General features: G+C 65.7%; 16 protein-coding genes. 9 read left to right on the top strand and 7 right to left on the bottom strand.

Going from position 1 to position 18,801, the window contains the following annotated elements:
• Window positions 1-29 precede the first annotated feature (29 nt).
• Together K940_RS0101165 and K940_RS0101160 are read left to right on the top strand one after the other, a co-directional pair.
• Window positions 30-956 carry a hypothetical protein gene (locus K940_RS0101165; protein WP_028476010.1) on the top strand — a complete coding sequence of 309 codons (927 nt, stop codon included), beginning with the start codon at window positions 30-32 and terminating at the stop codon, window positions 954-956.
• 35 nt (window positions 957-991) lie between these two features.
• Entirely contained in the window at window positions 992-3,244 is a 2,253-nt protein-coding gene (locus K940_RS0101160; protein WP_028476009.1) for a cation-translocating P-type ATPase, read from the top strand.
• A 137-nt stretch (window positions 3,245-3,381) separates the two neighbouring features.
• Here the strand turns inward: K940_RS0101160 and K940_RS0101155 are convergent, their stop codons facing one another.
• From K940_RS0101155 to K940_RS0101145, 3 genes are all read right to left on the bottom strand, one after another.
• Window positions 3,382-3,711 carry a hypothetical protein gene (locus tag K940_RS0101155; RefSeq protein ID WP_028476008.1) on the bottom strand — a complete coding sequence of 110 codons (330 nt, stop codon included), beginning with the start codon at window positions 3,709-3,711 and terminating at the stop codon, window positions 3,382-3,384.
• A 133-nt stretch (window positions 3,712-3,844) separates the two neighbouring features.
• Window positions 3,845-4,582 carry a 1-acyl-sn-glycerol-3-phosphate acyltransferase gene (locus tag K940_RS0101150; RefSeq protein WP_028476007.1) on the bottom strand — a complete coding sequence of 246 codons (738 nt, stop codon included), beginning with the start codon at window positions 4,580-4,582 and terminating at the stop codon, window positions 3,845-3,847.
• Window positions 4,579-5,343 (bottom strand): 1-acyl-sn-glycerol-3-phosphate acyltransferase, encoded by a 765-nt coding sequence (locus K940_RS0101145; RefSeq protein WP_028476006.1) that lies wholly within the window; start codon window positions 5,341-5,343, stop codon window positions 4,579-4,581. Before K940_RS0101145 ends, K940_RS0101150 begins: the two co-directional genes overlap by 4 nt.
• 128 nt (window positions 5,344-5,471) lie before the next feature.
• On the opposite strand from K940_RS0101145, the gene K940_RS0101140 reads away from it, so the two are divergent.
• Window positions 5,472-7,010: a Rieske 2Fe-2S domain-containing protein gene (locus tag K940_RS0101140; protein WP_028476005.1), complete on the top strand. Its 1,539-nt coding sequence runs from the start codon at window positions 5,472-5,474 to the stop codon at window positions 7,008-7,010.
• A gap of 90 nt (window positions 7,011-7,100) precedes the next feature.
• On the opposite strand, the gene K940_RS0101135 is transcribed toward K940_RS0101140, so the two are convergent.
• The 4 genes from K940_RS0101135 to serS form a co-directional block, all read right to left on the bottom strand.
• Window positions 7,101-8,054 carry a DMT family transporter gene (locus K940_RS0101135; RefSeq protein WP_028476004.1) on the bottom strand — a complete coding sequence of 318 codons (954 nt, stop codon included), beginning with the start codon at window positions 8,052-8,054 and terminating at the stop codon, window positions 7,101-7,103.
• Window positions 8,055-8,064: 10 nt separating this feature from the next.
• On the bottom strand, window positions 8,065-9,357 hold the full coding sequence (locus K940_RS26520; protein ID WP_369797445.1) for an MFS transporter: 1,293 nt from the start codon (window positions 9,355-9,357) through the stop codon (window positions 8,065-8,067).
• Between the two features lie 232 nt (window positions 9,358-9,589).
• Window positions 9,590-11,377 (bottom strand): bifunctional diguanylate cyclase/phosphodiesterase, encoded by a 1,788-nt coding sequence (locus K940_RS0101125; protein ID WP_231390201.1) that lies wholly within the window; start codon window positions 11,375-11,377, stop codon window positions 9,590-9,592.
• Between the two features lie 175 nt (window positions 11,378-11,552).
• Window positions 11,553-12,815, bottom strand: a complete 1,263-nt coding sequence (gene serS, locus K940_RS0101120; RefSeq protein WP_028476002.1) for a serine--tRNA ligase — start codon at window positions 12,813-12,815, stop codon at window positions 11,553-11,555.
• Between the two features lie 92 nt (window positions 12,816-12,907).
• On the opposite strand from serS, the gene K940_RS0101115 reads away from it, so the two are divergent.
• The 6 genes from K940_RS0101115 (at window position 12,908) to K940_RS0101090 (ending at window position 18,799) form a co-directional block, all read left to right on the top strand.
• Window positions 12,908-14,608: an aldehyde dehydrogenase family protein gene (locus K940_RS0101115; RefSeq protein ID WP_028476001.1), complete on the top strand. Its 1,701-nt coding sequence runs from the start codon at window positions 12,908-12,910 to the stop codon at window positions 14,606-14,608.
• A 75-nt stretch (window positions 14,609-14,683) separates the two neighbouring features.
• The gene (locus tag K940_RS0101110) at window positions 14,684-15,787 is read left to right on the top strand and encodes a septum formation family protein (RefSeq protein ID WP_028476000.1); all 1,104 of its coding nucleotides are present in this window, start codon (window positions 14,684-14,686) and stop codon (window positions 15,785-15,787) included.
• Window positions 15,788-15,798: 11 nt separating this feature from the next.
• On the top strand, window positions 15,799-16,149 hold the full coding sequence (locus K940_RS0101105) for a metallopeptidase family protein (protein ID WP_028475999.1): 351 nt from the start codon (window positions 15,799-15,801) through the stop codon (window positions 16,147-16,149).
• 163 nt (window positions 16,150-16,312) lie between these two features.
• Window positions 16,313-16,624: a PE domain-containing protein gene (locus K940_RS0101100; RefSeq protein WP_028475998.1), complete on the top strand. Its 312-nt coding sequence runs from the start codon at window positions 16,313-16,315 to the stop codon at window positions 16,622-16,624.
• Window positions 16,625-16,676: 52 nt separating this feature from the next.
• Window positions 16,677-17,975, top strand: a complete 1,299-nt coding sequence (locus K940_RS0101095) for a PPE domain-containing protein (RefSeq protein WP_028475997.1) — start codon at window positions 16,677-16,679, stop codon at window positions 17,973-17,975.
• On the top strand, window positions 17,972-18,799 hold the full coding sequence (locus K940_RS0101090) for an ESX secretion-associated protein EspG (protein WP_028475996.1): 828 nt from the start codon (window positions 17,972-17,974) through the stop codon (window positions 18,797-18,799). The genes K940_RS0101095 and K940_RS0101090 overlap by 4 nt, the downstream gene beginning before the upstream one ends.
• Window positions 18,800-18,801: the final 2 nt, after the last annotated feature.

Raw genomic sequence — 18,801 nt, 5'->3', positions numbered from 1 at the left:
TACCGACCCAGTCGAGAAGGAAGCATCCGATGAACACCGCCACCAAGTTCGCCGGGTTCACACTCGGCCTCACCGCGGTCTTCGCGATCGCACTGGGAACGGGTGCGCTGCTCGGCCCGGAGCCCACCGAAAGCGCAGCCCACGACGCCGCCGAACACGACGAGATGGGTCGCCTCGGCGGAGCGTCTCTCGGCACGCTCGCATCCGACCGCGGCTACATGCTGGAGCTCGACACCCCACAGATCATCACGTCAGCAGCCGACGTCCCGGTGCGCTTCCGCATCCTGGACCGAGACGGCGCGCCGGTCACCCGATACGTGACTACCCACGACAAGGACCTGCACCTGATCGTGGTGCGTAGGGACATGGCCGCGTATCAGCACGTCCACCCAGTCCTCGAAAACGACACCTGGAACACTCGACTCGACCTCACCCGCGCGGGTGAATATCGAATGTTCGCCGACTTCACCCCGGACGGTGACGAGGACCTGACCCTCGGCGCCGACCTGCGTGTGGCCGGCGACTACGACCCGCGACCCCTGCTGCCGGCCACATCGACCAGCACGGTCGGCGATTATTCCGTCACGCTGCAGGGCACGGTGACTCCGGGGCAACCCTCACAGGTCACACTCATTGTGAACCGTGCCGGCGCCCCGGTCACCGACCTGCAGCCCTACCTCGCGGCCTACGGACATCTGGTGGCACTGCGCACCACCGACCTCGGCTACCTGCACGTCCATCCGAACGGACACCCGGGCGACGGCGTGACACCGGCCGGGCCGGACATCACCTTCACCCTCACCGCACCGAGCGCAGGCGACTACCGGCTGTTCCTCGACTTCCAGCACCAGGATGTGGTCCGCACCGCCGAATTCACACTGCCCGTCGCCCGCCCACCTGCCGCCGACATCTCGCCTGCCACCGAACACACCGGAACAGACGGCCACGGCCACTGACTCGCCCCATCGCGCCGCATAGAACGGAGGACCCGATGACCTCGGCGACACAACTATCCACGTCCGGTCCGATCGAACTGGTGATCGGTGGCATGACCTGCGCATCGTGCGCCGCCCGAATCGAGAGGACACTGAACAAACTCGACGGCGTCAGCGCAACGGTGAACTACGCCACCGAGAAGGCACGAGTCGATATCGCAGGTGACGTCTCCCCCGCCGAGCTCATCACCGCTGTCGAACAAGCCGGCTACACAGCGGCGCTACCCGCCGCGCCGACATCACCGGATCCGGCCGACACGAGCGAGGACGATCCGGCCGCCGGGCCACGCCTGCGCCTGCAGGTCTCGATGGCGCTGACGATTCCGGTGATCGCCATGGCGATGATTCCGGCTCTCCAGTTCACCAACTGGCAGTGGCTGTCACTGACACTGGCCGCGCCGGTCGTGGTATGGGGCGCCTGGCCGTTCCACCGTGCGGCCTGGACCAATCTGCGACACGGCACCGCCACCATGGACACCCTGGTATCGATGGGGACGTTGGCCGCACTGGGCTGGTCGGTGTATGCATTGTTCTGGGGCACAGCGGGAACTCCCGGCATGACCCATCCCTTCGAGCTCACCATCGCCCGGACGGACGGCACGGGCAGCATCTACCTCGAAGCCGCGGCGGGCGTCACCACGTTCATCCTGGCCGGCCGTTTCTTCGAGACACGCGCCAAGCGCCGCGCCGGCGCCGCGCTGCGGGCGCTGCTCGAATTGGGAGCGAAAGATGTCTCGGTGCTGCGCGATGGCGCCGAGCAGCGGATTCCGGTCGAACAGCTGCCCGTGGGTGATCGCTTCGTGGTTCGGCCCGGCGAGAAGATCGCCACCGACGGCGTCGTTGTCGAGGGATCCTCGGCGGTCGATGCCTCGATGCTCACCGGCGAGTCGGTGCCAACGGAGGTCGGGCCGGAGGATGCGGTGACCGGCGCGACAGTGAATGTGGGCGGGCGGATCGTGGTCGAAGCCACCCGGATCGGATCCGACACCCAACTCGCGCAGATGGCGAAGCTGGTCGAAGATGCGCAGACCGGCAAAGCGCAGGCGCAGCGACTCGCCGACCGGATCTCCGCTGTCTTCGTGCCGATCGTCATCGCGTTGTCGGTCGCGACCCTCGGATTCTGGCTGGGTACCGGCGGATCGGTCGCCGCGGCGTTCACCGCTGCGGTAGCGGTGCTGATCATCGCCTGCCCCTGCGCCCTCGGACTGGCCACGCCGACAGCGCTGATGGTCGGCACAGGTCGCGGCGCACAATTGGGCATTCTGATCAAAGGCCCAGAAGCGCTGGAATCCACCCGGCGTGTCGACACGGTGGTACTGGACAAGACCGGCACCATCACCACCGGCCGAATGACTCTGCTCGATGTCGTCCCGGCCGATGGAGAGCAGACATCGCAGATCCTCCAGCTCGCTGGCGCAGTAGAAGATTCGTCGGAACACCCGATCGCGCAGGCCATTGCCAAAGGCGCCCGGGAACGGGTGGGCAGCCTGTCGCCGACCGAAGGTTTCGAGAACCTCGCCGGTCTCGGTGTACAAGGAATCGTCGACGGGCACGCCGTAGTCGTCGGCCGAGCCGAACTGCTGGCCGACTGGTCGCAACCGGTGGACGCCGACCTGGCCCGGGCCATGCACGCGGCCGAGGCCGAGGGCAAGACCAGCGTCGCAGTGGCCTGGGACGGTAGGGCTCGCGGCGTGCTCGTGGTTGCCGACACGGTGAAACCCACATCGGCCGAGGCGATTTCCAACCTCCGCGCGCTCGGTCTGCGGCCGATCATGCTGACCGGGGACAACCGAGCCGCCGCCGAATCGATTGCAGCGCAGGTCGGCATCGATGATGTGATCGCAGAGGTGCTGCCGCAGGACAAGGTAGATACCGTCGAACGATTGCAGGCCGAGGGCAGCGTCGTTGCCATGGTCGGTGACGGCGTGAACGACGCCGCGGCGCTGGCCCGAGCCGATCTCGGGTTGGCCATGGGAACGGGTACCGACGTGGCCATCGAGGCAGGCGAGCTGACCCTGGTCGGCGGCGACCTGCGCGCCGCCGGGGACGCGATCCGATTGTCCCGCCGGACTCTCGCCACCATCAAGGGCAACCTGTTCTGGGCTTTCGCCTACAACGTGGCTGCGATTCCGCTGGCCATGGCCGGCCTGTTGAACCCTATGCTGGCCGGTGCCGCGATGGCGTTCTCCTCGGTCTTCGTCGTGAGCAACAGCCTGCGCTTGCGCAACTTCCGCTCGACGATCGGATAGTCGATGCCCGACGGGGCCGGCGCTACCCGCGCCGGCCCCGGACGGCCGTCACGACCACACGGCCTCCTGCCGCACCAACGAAGCGACGCTTCGCGGGCGATATCGACAATGGGTTCGGCGTCTACTGCCGGCAGCATCTACTGGCCGTAGGAGTGGACCCAAATCTCCTCGGGATCTGTGATACTCCCCACCACCTCGAGGGACAACAGACCGCTCGGGTGCCCACCCGCCCGTTGAGCGTGCCGGCCGATCATCTCCCCGAGATCGGCTTTGCCCTCCGGCGACCAACCGATCGCCGCTTGGCTGAGCACGGGCCCGAGGTTCAAATTCGCGATCACCGCCGATTCCATACTGTTGAATGTGATTTCGGTCCCGCCTGGAAACGGCTCGACGCTCAACGCGGACGCGCTCGCGCTGCCGAACGTCACGGCCGCACCCCCGGCCATCACCGCAAGTGCAACCGCCATGACTCCACGACGCATACGAATCCCCTCGGCATAGAAGTGTATTGCCAGCCGCTCCGCTGGCCTTGTCGCTTCTACACCACAGTACGGGCATCGAGCACTCGAGTATGCCAGAAATCACAGAAAACCCAGGCGCTCAGCGATGCTCGGTGCGACGGGCCTTTTCGGCTCGATCCAGAGCCGCGGCCTGGTCCAGAGTGGGCGCACCGCCGCCGAGTCGCGCCGGTACCCACGGGGCGCCAGCGGGCATCGGGTACTTTGCTCGAGCGCGATCGAGCAGAATGCTCATGCGTGCACGGACCGTGGCCATGAGTTCACTGGACGGTTCGACGGGCCAGATCGGGTCGCCGATGCGAACAGCGATCGGAAAGTTGTGGCGCCCCAACTTTCTCGGGATGTCCTTGGTCCAGACTCGGTGCGCGCCCCAGATGACCACCGGCACGATCGGTGTGTCGGCTTCGATGGCCATGCGAGCCGGACCCGACTTGAATTCTTTCAACTCGAAGCTACGGCTGATGGTCGCCTCGGGATATATCACGACGAGTTCACCGGCACGCAATGCCGTGACCGCGCGCGCATACGACTCGGCGCCCGCCGACCGATCGACGCCTATCGCCTTGCAGTGCTTCATGAGAAACCCCATGATGCCGTGCTCGAGTTCGGCCTTCATGAGGTATCGGACATTGCGGCCACGGTCGCGTCCGACCAAACCGACTTGCATGAAGTCCACGTACGCGGTGTGGTTCACGGTGAGCACGGCTCCGCCGACACGCGGAACGTGCTCACGACCCTCGACATCGATTCGCAGGCCTTGCATGAAAACGACGGCGCGGACCAAGCCGGTGAGGATGTCGTATACCGGCTCCCGAGTCACCGATCTTCCTGTCGAGGCCCACCGGCATTTCTGCGCTCCGCCTTGGCTTGCACTTCGGCTGCGTCCATTGCGTCCGCCTCCTCGAGCGTCGGGGCACTGCCGCCCAGGCGAGCGGGAACCCAGTAGGCGTTGGACTCGTGCACGTAACCCTCTTGCAAGTCCAGCAGCATCTTCTGCATGGTCGAGCGGAGCTCGTCGGTGAGATCGCCCGCAGGCTCGTACGGCTGGATGGGCTGGCCGACCGCGATCGCAATGGGCGTGTTGGTGCGACCGAGACGTTTCGGGAAACCCTTGGTCCACACCCGTTGGGCACCCCAGATCACGATGGGGACAATGGGCACCTGGGCCTCGATGGCCATGCGCGCGGCGCCGGATTTGAACTGCTTGATCTCGAAACTGCGACTGATCGTCGCCTCGGGATACACCCCGACCAGTTCTCCACGGCGCAGATTGTCCACCGCCGCCTGGTACGACTCGGCGCCCGCCGCGCGGTCCACCGGAATGTGTTTGAGCGCCCGCATGATCGGGCCGGAGATCTTGTTGTCGAACACCTCTTTTTTGGCCATGAATCGGATGTATCGCTTGGGTGTACGCACCGGCAGACCGGCATAGGTGAAGTCCATGTAGCCGGTGTGGTTCACCGCCAGCACGGCGCCCCCACGGGCCGGGATGTGTTCGTCACCCTTGATGGTGAACTTCAGACCTTCGAGGAAGAAGACGGTTCGGGCCAGCCCGATGATCGTCCGGTACACGGGTTCCACAATGTCGCAGCATAGTCGCCGATCCCGCCGCCAGCGGCTTCGCCTGCCGGGGCGGCGCCTACTGCGTCGGCAACCCCGCACCTGGGCCATTACCCTGGTTGGCTGAGTACGAGCAGGAGGAGCAGCTAGTGCAGATCACCAGCGTCGGACACGCCGGGTTCCATATCCGCACCACAGCCGGGACGATTCTTTGCGATCCCTGGGTGAACCCCGCGTACTTCGGTTCCTGGGTGCCATTCCCCGACAACACCCAGCTGAACTGGGAAGAGCTGGGCGCATGTGACTTCCTCTACGTCTCCCATCTGCACCGAGACCATTTCGACGCCGAGCTCTTGGCCGAGCACGTCGACAAGGACGCAACGGTACTGCTGCCGGACTATCCGGTACCCGACCTGCGTCGAGAACTGGAGCACCTGGGTTTCCACACATTCTTCGAGACGGAGAATTCGGTCAAGCACACCGTGACCGGACCGGGCGGAGACCTGGACATCATGGTCATCGCGCTGCGTGCTCCGGCCGATGGTCCGATCGGCGACTCTGCTCTTGCCGTCTCCGATGGCGAGACCACCTGCTTCAATATGAACGACGCCCGACCGGTGGACATGGATGCACTGCACGAGGCGTTCGATCACATCGACATTCACCTACTGCAGTACTCGGGCGCGATCTGGTATCCGATGGTCTACGACATCCCGGCGCGTACCAAGGCGAACTTCGGCAAACAGAAGCGCCAGCGTGGCATGGACCGAGCACGCAGCTACGTCGAACAAGTCGCGGCAACCTGGGTGGTGCCCTCGGCGGGGCCACCGGTGTTCCTCGACGACGAGCTGCGCCACTTGAACGACGACCGCGGCGCCGAGGGCAATATCTTCCCGGATCAACACGTATTCCTGCAGCAGATGGCAGATCACGGCAATACAGGCGGGATTCTGATGATCCCCGGCTCCACCGCCGACATCCGCGGATCCGAACTGGCCCTCACTCACCCGAGCGATCCCGCCGATATCTTCGACAACAAGGTCGAATACATCGAGCAGATGGCGCAGCGCTTCGCACCCGTACTGGCCGCCGAGAAAGCGACATGGGCCAGTGGCGAAGGCTCTCTGCTGGAGCCACTACAGCAGTTGTTCGAGCCGATCATGGCGCGCAGCGACCTGATCTGTGACGGGATCGGATACCCGGTCGGGCTGGTGATCGGCGAGGAAACCGTGGTCCTGGACTTTCCCAAGCGAGCGGTGCGCGAGCCGATCGCCGGCGAAGGGCGCTACCGCTACGGGTTCCGCATTGCGCCGGAACTGGTGCGCACGGTGCTGCGCGACCGTGAACCCGATTGGGTGAACACCATCTTCCTGTCCACCCGCTTCCAAGCCTGGCGGATCGGCGGATACAACGAATATCTCTACACGTTCTTCAAGTGCCTCACCGATGAGCGGATCGCCTACGCGGACGGATGGTTCGCCGAGACACACGACGATTCCGCCTCCACCGAACTCGACGGCTGGAAGGTCCAGCGGCGTTGCCCGCACCTGAAGGCGGATCTGGCCACGTTCGGTGTCGTGGAGGGGACCACTCTGACCTGCAATCTGCACGGCTGGCAGTGGGATCTGGAATCCGGGCGGTGCAAGACATCCAAGGGACACACACTGCGCGCGACCAAGCTGGACTGAATATCTTCGCCGGATCGAGCACCGTGGCTGGAATCAGCGCCTTCGAGCAGGTGGTGCGGTGTCGCTCACGGGCGGACCGTGCACGTGGGTTCAGCGCCACGACCGTGTCGCGACACCGATGGCCGAGATGGTGAGCAAGCAACCGACGATCGCCGTACCGGACAGCCCTGCCTCGGTCGGAGTGAGCACATCGAGGACCAGAGACGCCACCAACTGCCCGGCCACCGATGTCAGACCGAGAAGCAGAACACCGATCCAGCGGACGGTCAGTGCGGCAACGGCGATGACGGCGATGCCGATGAGCCCGCCGAGGTAGAGCCACGGCTCGGTCGGAAATGTGTCCGGCGCGCCGGTCGTCGCGATCAGCGCCGCCTCGCAGACGAGCAGCGCGCCGAAGCCCACACAGAAATTGACCATGGCCGCCGAAGTGGGGCTGCCGATGGCGCCCACCCGGCCGTTCATCGCCTGCTGCCAGGCAACACCGATCCCGGCCAGCGCGGGCAGCATGATCAGCGCAGCGGTCGGCCCCCCGCGCAGCGCATCGGAAATCGGCAGCCCGCCAGCAGTACCGGGGTGTCCCAATCCGGCAAGCGCCACCGCGAGGACACCGAGCCCCGCACCGGCCAGACGCACTCCGGTGACCGGTGTAGGGCCACTCGGGCCGAGACCCAGACGGTCGACCACCAGGCTGCTGGCCAGTTGACCGGCAACAACCGCCACAGTGAAGGCGGTCATGCCGAGGGCGGCGACCGTCAACCCCTGGCTCGCGACGAAGAACGCGCCGCACACGCCACCGAGTAGCTGCCATGGCCGCAGCGCGCCGTCGGACACAGCCCGCCGGAGAGTGCGCACACCGTCTCGCAATGGCGCACTGAACGAGAACACCACCGCGAGAACCACGACGCCGATGCCGAAACTGATCGTGGCTGCCGCGATTCCGTCGTGCAGTCGGGCGCCGAGCGCGCCGTTGATCCGCGCCTGCACGGCAGTGCAGGCGCCGATTCCCAACCCCGCGACCAATCCCAGTCTCGCCCGCGCAGTCATACCGGGCACGCTACTGGGGACTCCCCCCGGATGGTCCCTCGTGGTGGAGCCCGCCTTTCCAGTTCCGCTGCGCCGGTAGCCACGACGGCGTCAGCACGGCAATGCCCAGCACTGCGACGCCGAATACCGCGACGAGTACGAACATCGACCACCACACGGTCACCACGGCGGCGAGTGCGAAAACCGCAAGCGCGACCAACTCGCGGAACAAGCCGGCTACCGAGGTGACGGTGGCACGAGCGGGTCCCTCGATAGCGGCTTGCAGGCGCGCAGCGGCCACCGCCGCAGCATTGTGCGCGATGCCATAGGAGGCGCCGATCGCGACGAACGCGACGACGGCCAACAGGTATGCGGCATCCGGACGGCCGGCGGCGAGACCGGAAAGCAACGCTGCACCGAGCAGAAGCACACCCGCCAGCCCCAGCACGGTGGACATCGTCCGGCCCGACATACCCGCCGTGCGCCCGGCCATCGCCGAACCGGTGAGCGAACCCATGACAGTGAGACCGATCAGCAGTGGAACTGCTGCAGTCGAGATCTTCGCCTCCCGCGCGAGCAGCGCGAAATACTCGTCGAACGCGGTGATACCGAACAGCAACGCTTCCAGTAGCACGCCGTACCGGACGGCCTTCACCCGAAATGCCTCCCCCACACCGGCTTTCAGCATCCCGAGGAATCGCGTGACCAGCCGCAAGGGCTCCCCGCGATCGACCGCAGTCGCGATCGGCGCCACCGGCGACTGCTCGGACACCACCTCCGGGGTCGCAGACACCGGCTTCGGCGTGGCAGGCAGGCACAGGGCCAGCGTCGCATGCACGGTCGCAACCGCGACGCTGAACCAACCGACCGCGGCATAGCCGCCATAGAGATACAGCGGGGTCGCGGCGACGAGAGCGACCACGACCGCTGCTTCGGCTCCGGCCCGGGTGTACCCGAGCAAGCGAGGGTAGGCCGCGGCATCGCCACGCAAGACGAGCGCGTCGTACAGCAATGCCTCGAACGTCCCCGATGCCAGGGCGTCGCCGGCTCCCCACAAGACGAAACCCACCGCGAAGCCGAGAAAAGACGGCGCCACGATCCACAGCACGAACCCGACGGCCGACAACACACCGCTCAGCATGAGCAGTCCGCGTCGCGAAACGGTGTCGGCCCATGCACCAGAAGGCACTTCGAGCAAGAGCGACGTTGCCGCCCACAATGCGAACAACAACGAGATCTGTCCCGGGTTCATCCCGTGATCGGCGAACAGAAGGGCGTACAGCGCGTAGAGCGGAATCAGCTCACCCATGCTCGTGAAGAGCACGGCCCGCACCGTCAGGGCGCGAAGATCTCGCGGGCGCGCGCTACCTATCGACCGGGCGCGCAGTGATACACGGAGTCAACATCGAAGCGTGAGCAAACACATATCGCTCAGCATGGCCGCCGGTGCCGTTCGCGTCAAGGACATTTCGGCGATACGACCGCCCGTGCACGCCACGGAATTCCTGCCCACCGAGATCTCCCTGTGCGCCGAGACATCCCTGTACGCCCGGATGTCAAGGCAATGGCACCCAGCCATTGGCTTCGACGGAATCGCCGGGCGCCGTCGCCGTGTCGGTGACGCTCGGGTCGGCCCGCTCCTCGGTAGCGTCGAGATCGCTGATCAGCTCGGATACCGGATGTGAATCGCTGTAGTGGTAGCCCTGCGCGAGCGCGAAACCCAATTCGGTGAGAACCGCGGCCTGGTATTCGGTCTCGACGCCTTCCGCGATCACCTGCAGGTCCAAGGCACTCGACAGTGCGGCGATCACTCCGAGCAGGGGCGGCGCAGGCGAGCCCGAGCGGATCGCAGCGACAAAGGATTGGTCGACCTTCAGAATGTCGCTGGGCAGCGTGGCCAGCCTGCTCAACGACGAGTATCCGGTACCGAAGTCGTCGATGGCGATGCGCACACCGCGATCGCGAAGGGTGTGCAGATTCGTCACCGCCGTCTGTGACTCGGCAGCCAACTCGCTCTCGGTCACCTCGAGCACGAGTTGCTCGGCGGGCCACCCGGTGCCGGCGAGAATGTCGGCCACCCGATCGGCATAACCGGTCTCGGCGAGCTCCAGACCGCTGACATTCACGTTCAGTGTGAGATCGAGCTGGTCGAAGGTTTCCTGAAGTCGCACGGCATCCGTACACGCCCGGCGCAGCACCAACTCGTCCAAGTCGGCGATGAGGTCGTATTCCTCGGCGACGCGAATCAGGCCCTCGGTGGTGACCTCTGGCTGCGCACTGGACGACCAGCGCAGCAACGCCTCCACACCGACCGCCTTGCCGCCGCCCTCGGTCAGACTGACGATCGGTTGGTAGTGCACGTCGAGCGCACCACAATCGATCGCCTCGCGCAGCTCCACCGCCAGCGGCAGCTGGCGGGCGGATTCCAGTACCGTCCGGTTGCGTCCCGCCTGCTTCGCCCGGTAGAGGCCGACATCGGCGCGACTGATCAACAATGATCCGGACTCGCCTGGCTGCCAGGAGGTCACGCCCGCCGAGCAACCGACGGTCACTGCCGCACGCAGCTGTTCGGTCAACAGAATCGCGGCTTGCTCCGTGGTGTTCGGCAACAACAGCGCGAACGCGTCTCCGCCATAGCGGGCCAGATGGTGGTCCGCGGCGAGCAGCTTCGACCAGGTATCTGCCACCCGTTGCAGCACAGCGTCCCCCGCACGGTGACCGAGGTGGTCGTTGACCTTCTGAAAGCGGTCCAGGTCCACCAACACCAATGCGAGGCCATGGTCGTTCCGGGCAGCCTGCTGGATCGCGGTACCGAGCACTCGATCGAAACCGCGACTGTTGAGCAAACCGGTGAGCACATCGATATCCGCCTCGGATGCCATCCTGGTCAACACACCCACGACGACGCCGACTCCGACGGTCACACCCGCCGGGATCAGACCCGTCCACCACGGCAACCCAGGAGGCGCCGGTCTCACCGGCAGCACCCACAGACACAGTGCCAATGCGAAGCCGATATGCGCCGACGCCTGCGACCATGTGAAGAACATCGCTGCGTCGCAGGCGATGAACACATAGAACGCGGACAGACTGATCGCGCCGGTGGTATTGGGGAATGAATGTACCGCGATGGTCACCAGCACCGTTGCGGTCGCGAGATAGACATGGTGGGCCGAATGCGGCAGGCGCGGCCCCCACGCGAGCAGCGTCGATCCGAGCACCAGCGCTACGGCAGCCGCCGAGCCGACCAGTGGTCGATTCCCCTGATCACCAGGGGCGATCGCGGTGATCAGCAGACCCAGAACCCCGCCCATGACATAGAACGCACCGGTGGTCCGAGCCATGACCATAGCCGTCGCCAGCGCAGACGCGGCTCTCACCCGGGTTCGGGTATCGCCGCGAGACCCGATTCCTCGCACGAGGAATAGCCTAGACACATGAAATCCCGCGGGTTGTCACATCCCGGGAATCCGGTATGCCGAACCGGCGCCGATCGATGAACGATCTTCGCCGGTGGTATCAGTCTCCCGGTCGGAGCACATCTGTTCCGACGAACGGGACCAACGCTCGGGGAACGCGAACCGACCCATCGGCTTGCTGATGATTCTCCAGGATCGCCACGATCCATCGTGTGGTTGCCAATGTGCCGTTCAGCGTGGCGGCGATCTGCGGCCTGCCGTTCTCGTCACGGTAGCGCACCGCGAGGCGTCGAGCCTGGAACGTCGTGCAGTTCGAGGTGGAGGTGAGTTCCCGATATGCGCGCTGACTGGGCAACCACGCCTCGCAGTCGAATTTGCGCACTGCGGAGCTGCCCAGATCGCCGGTGGCGACATCGATCACTCGATAGGGGACCTCGATGGCCGCTAGCATGTCGCGCTCCCAGTCCAGCAATCGCTGGTGTTCGGCATCGGCCTCGTCCGGTGTGGTGAAGACGAACATTTCCACCTTGTCGAACTGGTGCACCCGGATGATGCCCCGCGTGTCTCTGCCGTAGCTGCCCGCCTCCCGTCGGAAGCACGACGACCAACCCACATACCGCTTGGGTCCGTCGGCCAGGTCGACGATCTCGTCCGCGTGGTAGGCCGCCAGCGGCACCTCCGATGTCCCGACGAGGTACAGATCGTCCTCGGCGAGGTGATAGACCTCGGCCGCATGCTTTCCGAGAAACCCGGTGCCCGCCATCATCTCGGGGCGCACCAACACCGGCGGGATCATCATGGTGAAGCCACTGGCCACGGCCTTCTGCGCAGCCAACTGCAGCAATCCCAGTTGCAGGAGGGCGCCGTAGCCGGTGAGGAAATAGAACCGGGCACCGGCCACCTTGGCACCACGTTCCATGTCGATCAGGCCCAGCGACTCGCCCAGTTCCACATGATCTTTGGGTTCGAAATCGAATTCCGTGGGCGCGCCGGTCTCACTCAGTACGATGTAATCGTCCTCGCCACCGACCGGAGCCGCCGGCTGAACCACATTCGAGACGGCCCGGTGCGCAGCATCCAGCTCGGAATCGGCCGCATGCTGCGCAGCCTCGGCTTCTTTGACCTTGACCGACATATCGGTGGCTTGCGCCAGGAGCAGGGGACGCTCCTGGGCACTCGCCTTGCCGATCTGCTTGCCCATCGCCCGGTGCTCGGCGCGCAAATTGTCCGCAGTGGCCACCGCGGCCCGTCGTACCGCGTCCGCTTCGAGCAGTGCGTCGGCGAGGGCGGGGTCTTCGCCGCGAGCGCGCTGCGAGGCGCGGACCACCTCGGGATGGTCCCGCAGGAATCGGAGGTCGATCATGGGCCATCAGCCTAGTGGCCCGCCGAATACCGATTCGACCCGAGATATCGGGATGGCGCCCCGCAGCCGCGGATGTGTCGCATAGTGAGTTCGTGCACACTCCATTCGACCGAACAGCCATCGACAACGCGCTGGACGACCTCGCCGCGGGCGAAAAGGCGTGGGCGGCGACGTCGCTGCACCGCCGCCGTGAACTACTCGACGAGATCCATGTTCGGACCGGGCGCTTCGCCGCGGACTGGGTTCGCGCCGCGCGTGTCGTCAAGGACCTGGACGCGAACTCGCCATTGGTCGGCGAGGAATGGATGACCGGCCCGCTGGCGCTGCTGCAAGCCACGGCTGCGCTGTCGAAGACCCTGGCCGCACTGGAAGCCGGACGCAGTCCGCTGACCGGCGTCGGCCTGAGCAAGGCGCCCGGCGCACGTGTCGCGGTACCGATCTTGCCGCGCGGTATCTTCGACCAGCTGCTGCTCAATGGCTTCCGCGGACAGGTGTGGCTACGACCCGGCGTCGACGCCGAGGCAGCGCGCGAGCGTGCTGGACTCGCACAGTTGGACCCCACATCCACCGGCGGCATCGGGGCTGTCCTCGGTGCGGGTAATATCACATCGATTCCGCCGCTGGACCTGCTCTACGAGCTGTATGCGCACAATCGGGTGGTCGCGCTGAAGCTCAATCCGATCACCGACCCGCTGTTCACCGTATTCGAGATGATCTTCGAGCCGCTGCTCGAGCTCGGCGTGCTGCGGATCCTCACCGGCGATGCCGTGCAGGGCAGCTATCTGGTCCACCATCGAGCCGTCGCGCACGTGCACATGACCGGCAGCGCACAGACCCACGACACGATCGTTTGGGGGCCCGGTACGGCGGGTGCACAGCGGCGCGCAGCCGATCGGCCACTGCTGGACAAGACGATCACCAGTGAACTGGGCGGCGTCTCACCGACCATCGTGGTACCCGGCGCGTGGTCCGACGCCGACCTGCGCTATCAGGCCGAGCATGTGGCGACTCATCGGCTGCACAATGGCGGCTACAACTGCGTGGCCGCGCAAGTGGTCGTGCTGAGCGCGCAGTGGGACCGCAAACACGAGTTCCTCGCCGAGCTGCGCCATGCACTGAACCGCGCGCCCCGCCGGACGCCGTACTACCCGGGCAGTGACACCCGCGTCGCTACCGCACTGGCGGCGTACCCACAGGCACAACGCCTCGACACGGGCCGAGTTCTGATCGAGGCACTGCCGGCTACAGATACCCCGCTGTTGGACACCGAGTACTTCTCTCCGGTACTGGGCGTCGTCGAGCTCCCCGCTACGGGCAGCGATTTCCTGCAGCATGCGGTGGACTTCGCGAACACCGAACTGACCGGAACCCTGGGCGCGAATGTGATCGTCCCGCCCCCGACCATCCGCCGGCTCGGCGCCGCCTTCGACCGGGCGCTCGAGCGGCTTCGATACGGAACGATCGCGGTGAACGCGTGGACCGGGCTGGCGTTCCTCACTCCGTACGCGTCCTGGGGCGCCTTCCCCGGACACACCCTGGCCGACGTGCAGAGTGGAATCGGCGTAGTACACAACGCGTTTCTCCTGGACGATGTGGAACGCACAGTGATTCGTGGTCCTTTCCGGCCCGCGCCGCGTTCGGTGACCACTGGCGAACTCGCGCTCTCCCCGAAACCGCCGTGGTTCGTCGACAACCGCACTGCGGCGACCACCGGGCGCAAGCTGACCGAGTTCTACGCTGACCCCGCTCCCGCCAAACTGCCCGGTCTACTCCTATCGGCCCTGCGCGGCTGAGCCGAAGCGTGGGGCATGCCGTCCGATCGGCCAGGTCATGGCGCCGGAGCACAGACACTGCCATGATGGACCGCGATGTCCTCTGAAGATGCGACTCGGCCCCGCCGCACGCCCAAGCGCCGCGGGGCGACACGCGCCGAAGCGCTACGCCGCTCCTTCGGCTCCGCCGACCTGCAGCTGTCGGCGTCCACGTTGCGCTGGGGGCTGACCGCGGTGGCGGTGGGCGCGGTGGCCGCGGCGCTGGTGACATTGTTCGTGACCGGATTCGACAACGAGAAAGGGCTGGAGGCCCACTCTCCGGGTTCACCGCTGCAGCCGATCTTGGACAAGGAGTTCGGCACCGCGGCCACCGGCGACTGTTTGAGTTGGACCGAGGCCGACCGCTCCGACCTGGTCAAGGTGAACTGCGAGAGCACCCACCTGTTCGAGGTCGCGGCCGATATCGACATGAGCGGGTACCCGGGCAAGGAGTTCGGGCCCGGTTCGAGATTCCCGGACTCGCTGCGGTTGGCCGAGCTGAAGGAAGAACACTGCGTACCGGCAGTGCAGAAATACATGTCCGGTCGCTTCGATCCGCACGGCAGGTACACCATCGGATTGATGTACCCCAGCCAGGTGGGCTGGCAGCACGGTGATCGCACGCTGCGCTGCGGACTGCAGGTCACTGCTACTGTGGGCATGCCGCCATCGGCGGGTAGCGCCACCGAGCAGGACCAGTCCAAAGTGTACGGGCCGGGGGTCTGTCTGGGCAGCAACCAGAACCTACCCACCGATCCCGTGGACTGTGCGCAGCCGCACGCGGTGGAGATCGTCTCCACACTCGATCTCGGCACTCGCTTCGGAGGCGGGCCACCCTCGAAAGAGGAGCAGGACACATTCGCCGCTCAGGAGTGCAAACGCACCTCGACGGACTACCTGGGTGGCCCGGACGTGATCCGCGACAAGACGCTGACACTGTTCGCCGACTACATCGATGCGCGCAGCTGGCTTGCGGGCAGCCGTAAGGTGGACTGCATGATCGGCAAGGGCACCGGCCGAGAAGGCTTCGCGCCGATCGTCGGATCGGCCACCGGCGATATCCTGATCGACGGCCACGCCCCGATCCCGCCGCCGAAGAATGGACGCTCCACCCCCACGCCCCTGCCCGGCGCAGCTCCGCTGCCCCCGCAGCCACGCTAGTCGGGTCCTCGATGACCGTCACGATGTCCGATGATCGATTCGAGGAATTGGTCGGAGACGCACTGGATCTCATACCGCCCGAGCTGACGCGAGCGATCGACAATGTGGTCGTGCTGATCGAGTCACGCAATCCCGAAGACCCGCACTTGCTCGGTCTCTATTATGGCGTCGCGCTCACCGAACGCGACAGTCATTACGGTGGAGCGCTTCCCGATACCGTGACGATTTATCGCGACGCCATTCTCGACATCTGCGCCGAGGAGGCGGACGTCGTGGAGGAGGTCGCGATCACCGTAATCCACGAGGTAGCACACTATTTCGGAATCGACGAGGACCGCCTGCACCAGCTGGGTTGGGGCTAGGGCCGTCCGGAGCGTATTGCATACTCACAACTGTGGGTGTGTAATCGGCAAGGAGATCGAAGAAGTCGGGATTCGATGGAACCAATCGCGTTGCTGTCGCGTCCTATCACTCGTAGGGGGAATTCTCGTGGTTCCGCCCCAAGCCACTAGAAGGAGTCGAGTCGTGGCCGGACACGTACTGATCGCACCCGATACCATTCTCGCCGCCGCCACCGAACTGGACCTGGTGGCGGAGCGGCTGGCCGCCGTCGCGGCAGCCACCGCGCCCGCAACCCATGTGGTTCCCGCTGGTGCGGAGGAGGTGTCGCGCCTGAGTGCCAGGCACCTGAACACCGGCGCGACCTCCCATGACCGCGCCATCGCGCAGGCGATCCTGGAATGCCACCATGCCGCGGCAACGCTGCGCGCGCAAGTGACCCAGCATGTCGCCGGTGATATGGCACGCGCCGCCGACGTCATCGCCATCCACCTGTAGTTCCGATTTCGAGACCCGCCAGCAGTAGTCGATTCAGGGGAGAAAAGCAAACATGGTTGCAGGAATCACCGGGGTGATCTGGGCTGCCCGAACCGCGGAGGTCAATTCGACCAGCCTTCACGCGGGTGCGCATGCCGTGCCGGCAACAGCTGCCGCTACAGCCTGGGGCGGGGTCACCGCAGCCTATGGCGAGGCGACGATGACCATCGCCCGAGTGATGGCAGAACTGGGCATCGGCATGCAAGGCGCCTCCGGTACCGCTGCCCTGGGCAAGCTCAATGGCTTCCGCGGCTGGTCGGAACAACAAGCCGTCCAGGCAGCCGTCATGGACGCGAAAGCCGCGGCGAGCGCGACCGCGTACACCGTTGCCTCCATGGCAATGCCGAGCCTGCCCGAGATTGCGGCGGTCAATGCCGCCGTGGCGGCCTCGGCGAACCCGCCCGGTGTGATGTCGGGTGCTTTCGAGGTGGCGGAGGCCGCCAGGCATCTCATGCATGCGCGCGCCGCTGTGGTCATGGAGACCTACGAGGCAGCCGTCAGCGCGATCGCCGCGACCCCTGCCGAGTTCGCAATGCCGCCATCGATCGCCGACGGCGCCGGAGTGGCCGGCCCCGAACAGGCAGCCAACCCCGAACAGGCCGCAAATCTCGAACAGGCCGCGAACAAAGCGCCCGTCGGGTCGACCGATCCGATCCGGACCGCTACTACCGCGGTACAGGCATTGGTCGGCAATCCCGGTGTCACGAGCGCAGCCACGCACGCTACCCAGGCCATCGGTTCCATGGTCGGCTCCGGTTTCTCCACGGCCGGTAATGTCGCCGGTGGCGCCATCTCAGCAGCAAGCTCGAGCGCGCATGCCCTGTCCTCCTCCATGGCTCCGGGATCCACGGGCGCCGGTGGATCCGGAAGCGGCGCAGGTGCAGGGGGCGGGCGGGCCGCCACTGGTCAGGGGAGTGCCGGCAACGGTGGCGGCAATGGCGTCAGCAGCACCACTCGCGCTGTGGCATTCTCCGGGTCCGGGTCCGGGTCCGGGTCCTCGACGGGTATGGCCACCGGTGCCCTCAGGCTCCCAGAAGGGTGGGGGTCCGGTAGCTCGATCACCGGCGGCGGACCCATGCCGGTGCAGGAGTCCGTGGGGGCCGGAACCGGCCGACTCGACGCGGCGCCGGTTCGAGCGAACACTGGTATGGGCGCCGGCAGCCCCCTGCTGGGTAGTCAAGGGCGCACTGCAGCCGACGAAGAGACCGAGCATGTGGTCTCGGACTACTCGAGGTCGATCGACCACTTCACCGACGGCCGACTGACCTCCGATGGCGTCATCGGCGGTGGGGGCGACGGGAGGGATCAGTGACCGTACTCGGCGCCGGCCGCGATCCGTCAACGCTCGAAGCAGTCGTGTTGTCGCTCGACGAGATGCAGTTTCTCGTGGAGAAATTGGAAATCGAGGTCCCGGTCGTATTGGACGCCCGGCCCCGATACGACGACTCGACCGAACATGCCAGGGCGATGGACGCGGCCGCCAAGTCGTTGATTCACCGGAACCTGCTCGTCGACCAGGTACTCCACCGTGATCTGGAGAATCGCCTGCGGGTCCTGAATCGTCCGCACTGGACCGTTGCACTGCGATTGATAGTCGACGGAAATGTCAGCCGCTTTTGTCTGGCGAAGGGGATCGACCTATCGGTTGTCGCTCTTCGCGGACAGGATTCGTATGTCATCGATGAGACGGACACCGATCTCCCCGGCCCGATACTCGCTGCACTCGGTCATGCCGAGCCGCTCGAGCTCTACGGCTTGAACGCCCCGACCGACCAGCTGGCCACGATCTTCGCAGATACCGGCGACGCCGCAGCTACTGCCGAGCGGCTACGGAAGGTCGGCAACCCGACACATGACGCCCAGGCTCTGGCCTCGGCGTTGGTCGAGATTCACTCCTACGCCGAGATCGTCGGCGTGGTCTACGGTGACGGCACCCGAGAGGTATCGGACAACCACATCGCTGTATTCAATACCCGCGCAGGGCGGTTCATTGCAACGGCGAGCATGTCGGACGACGGCGTGAAGTGGACATCGCTCAGCAGTGGAACGACCTCGCGCCTACGAACGGCACTGCAGGAACTGATCACCTCACTACCGGAGCGCACGGACTTCCCACGAAACCCGCAACTGTCCTGAAC

Origin of the sequence: Nocardia sp. CNY236 (assembly GCF_000482385.1) — a bacterium.
GTDB lineage: Bacteria > Actinomycetota > Actinomycetes > Mycobacteriales > Mycobacteriaceae > Nocardia.
Note: the sequence above shows the minus strand (reverse complement) of the source record. Positions and strands in the feature narration are given on the sequence as shown.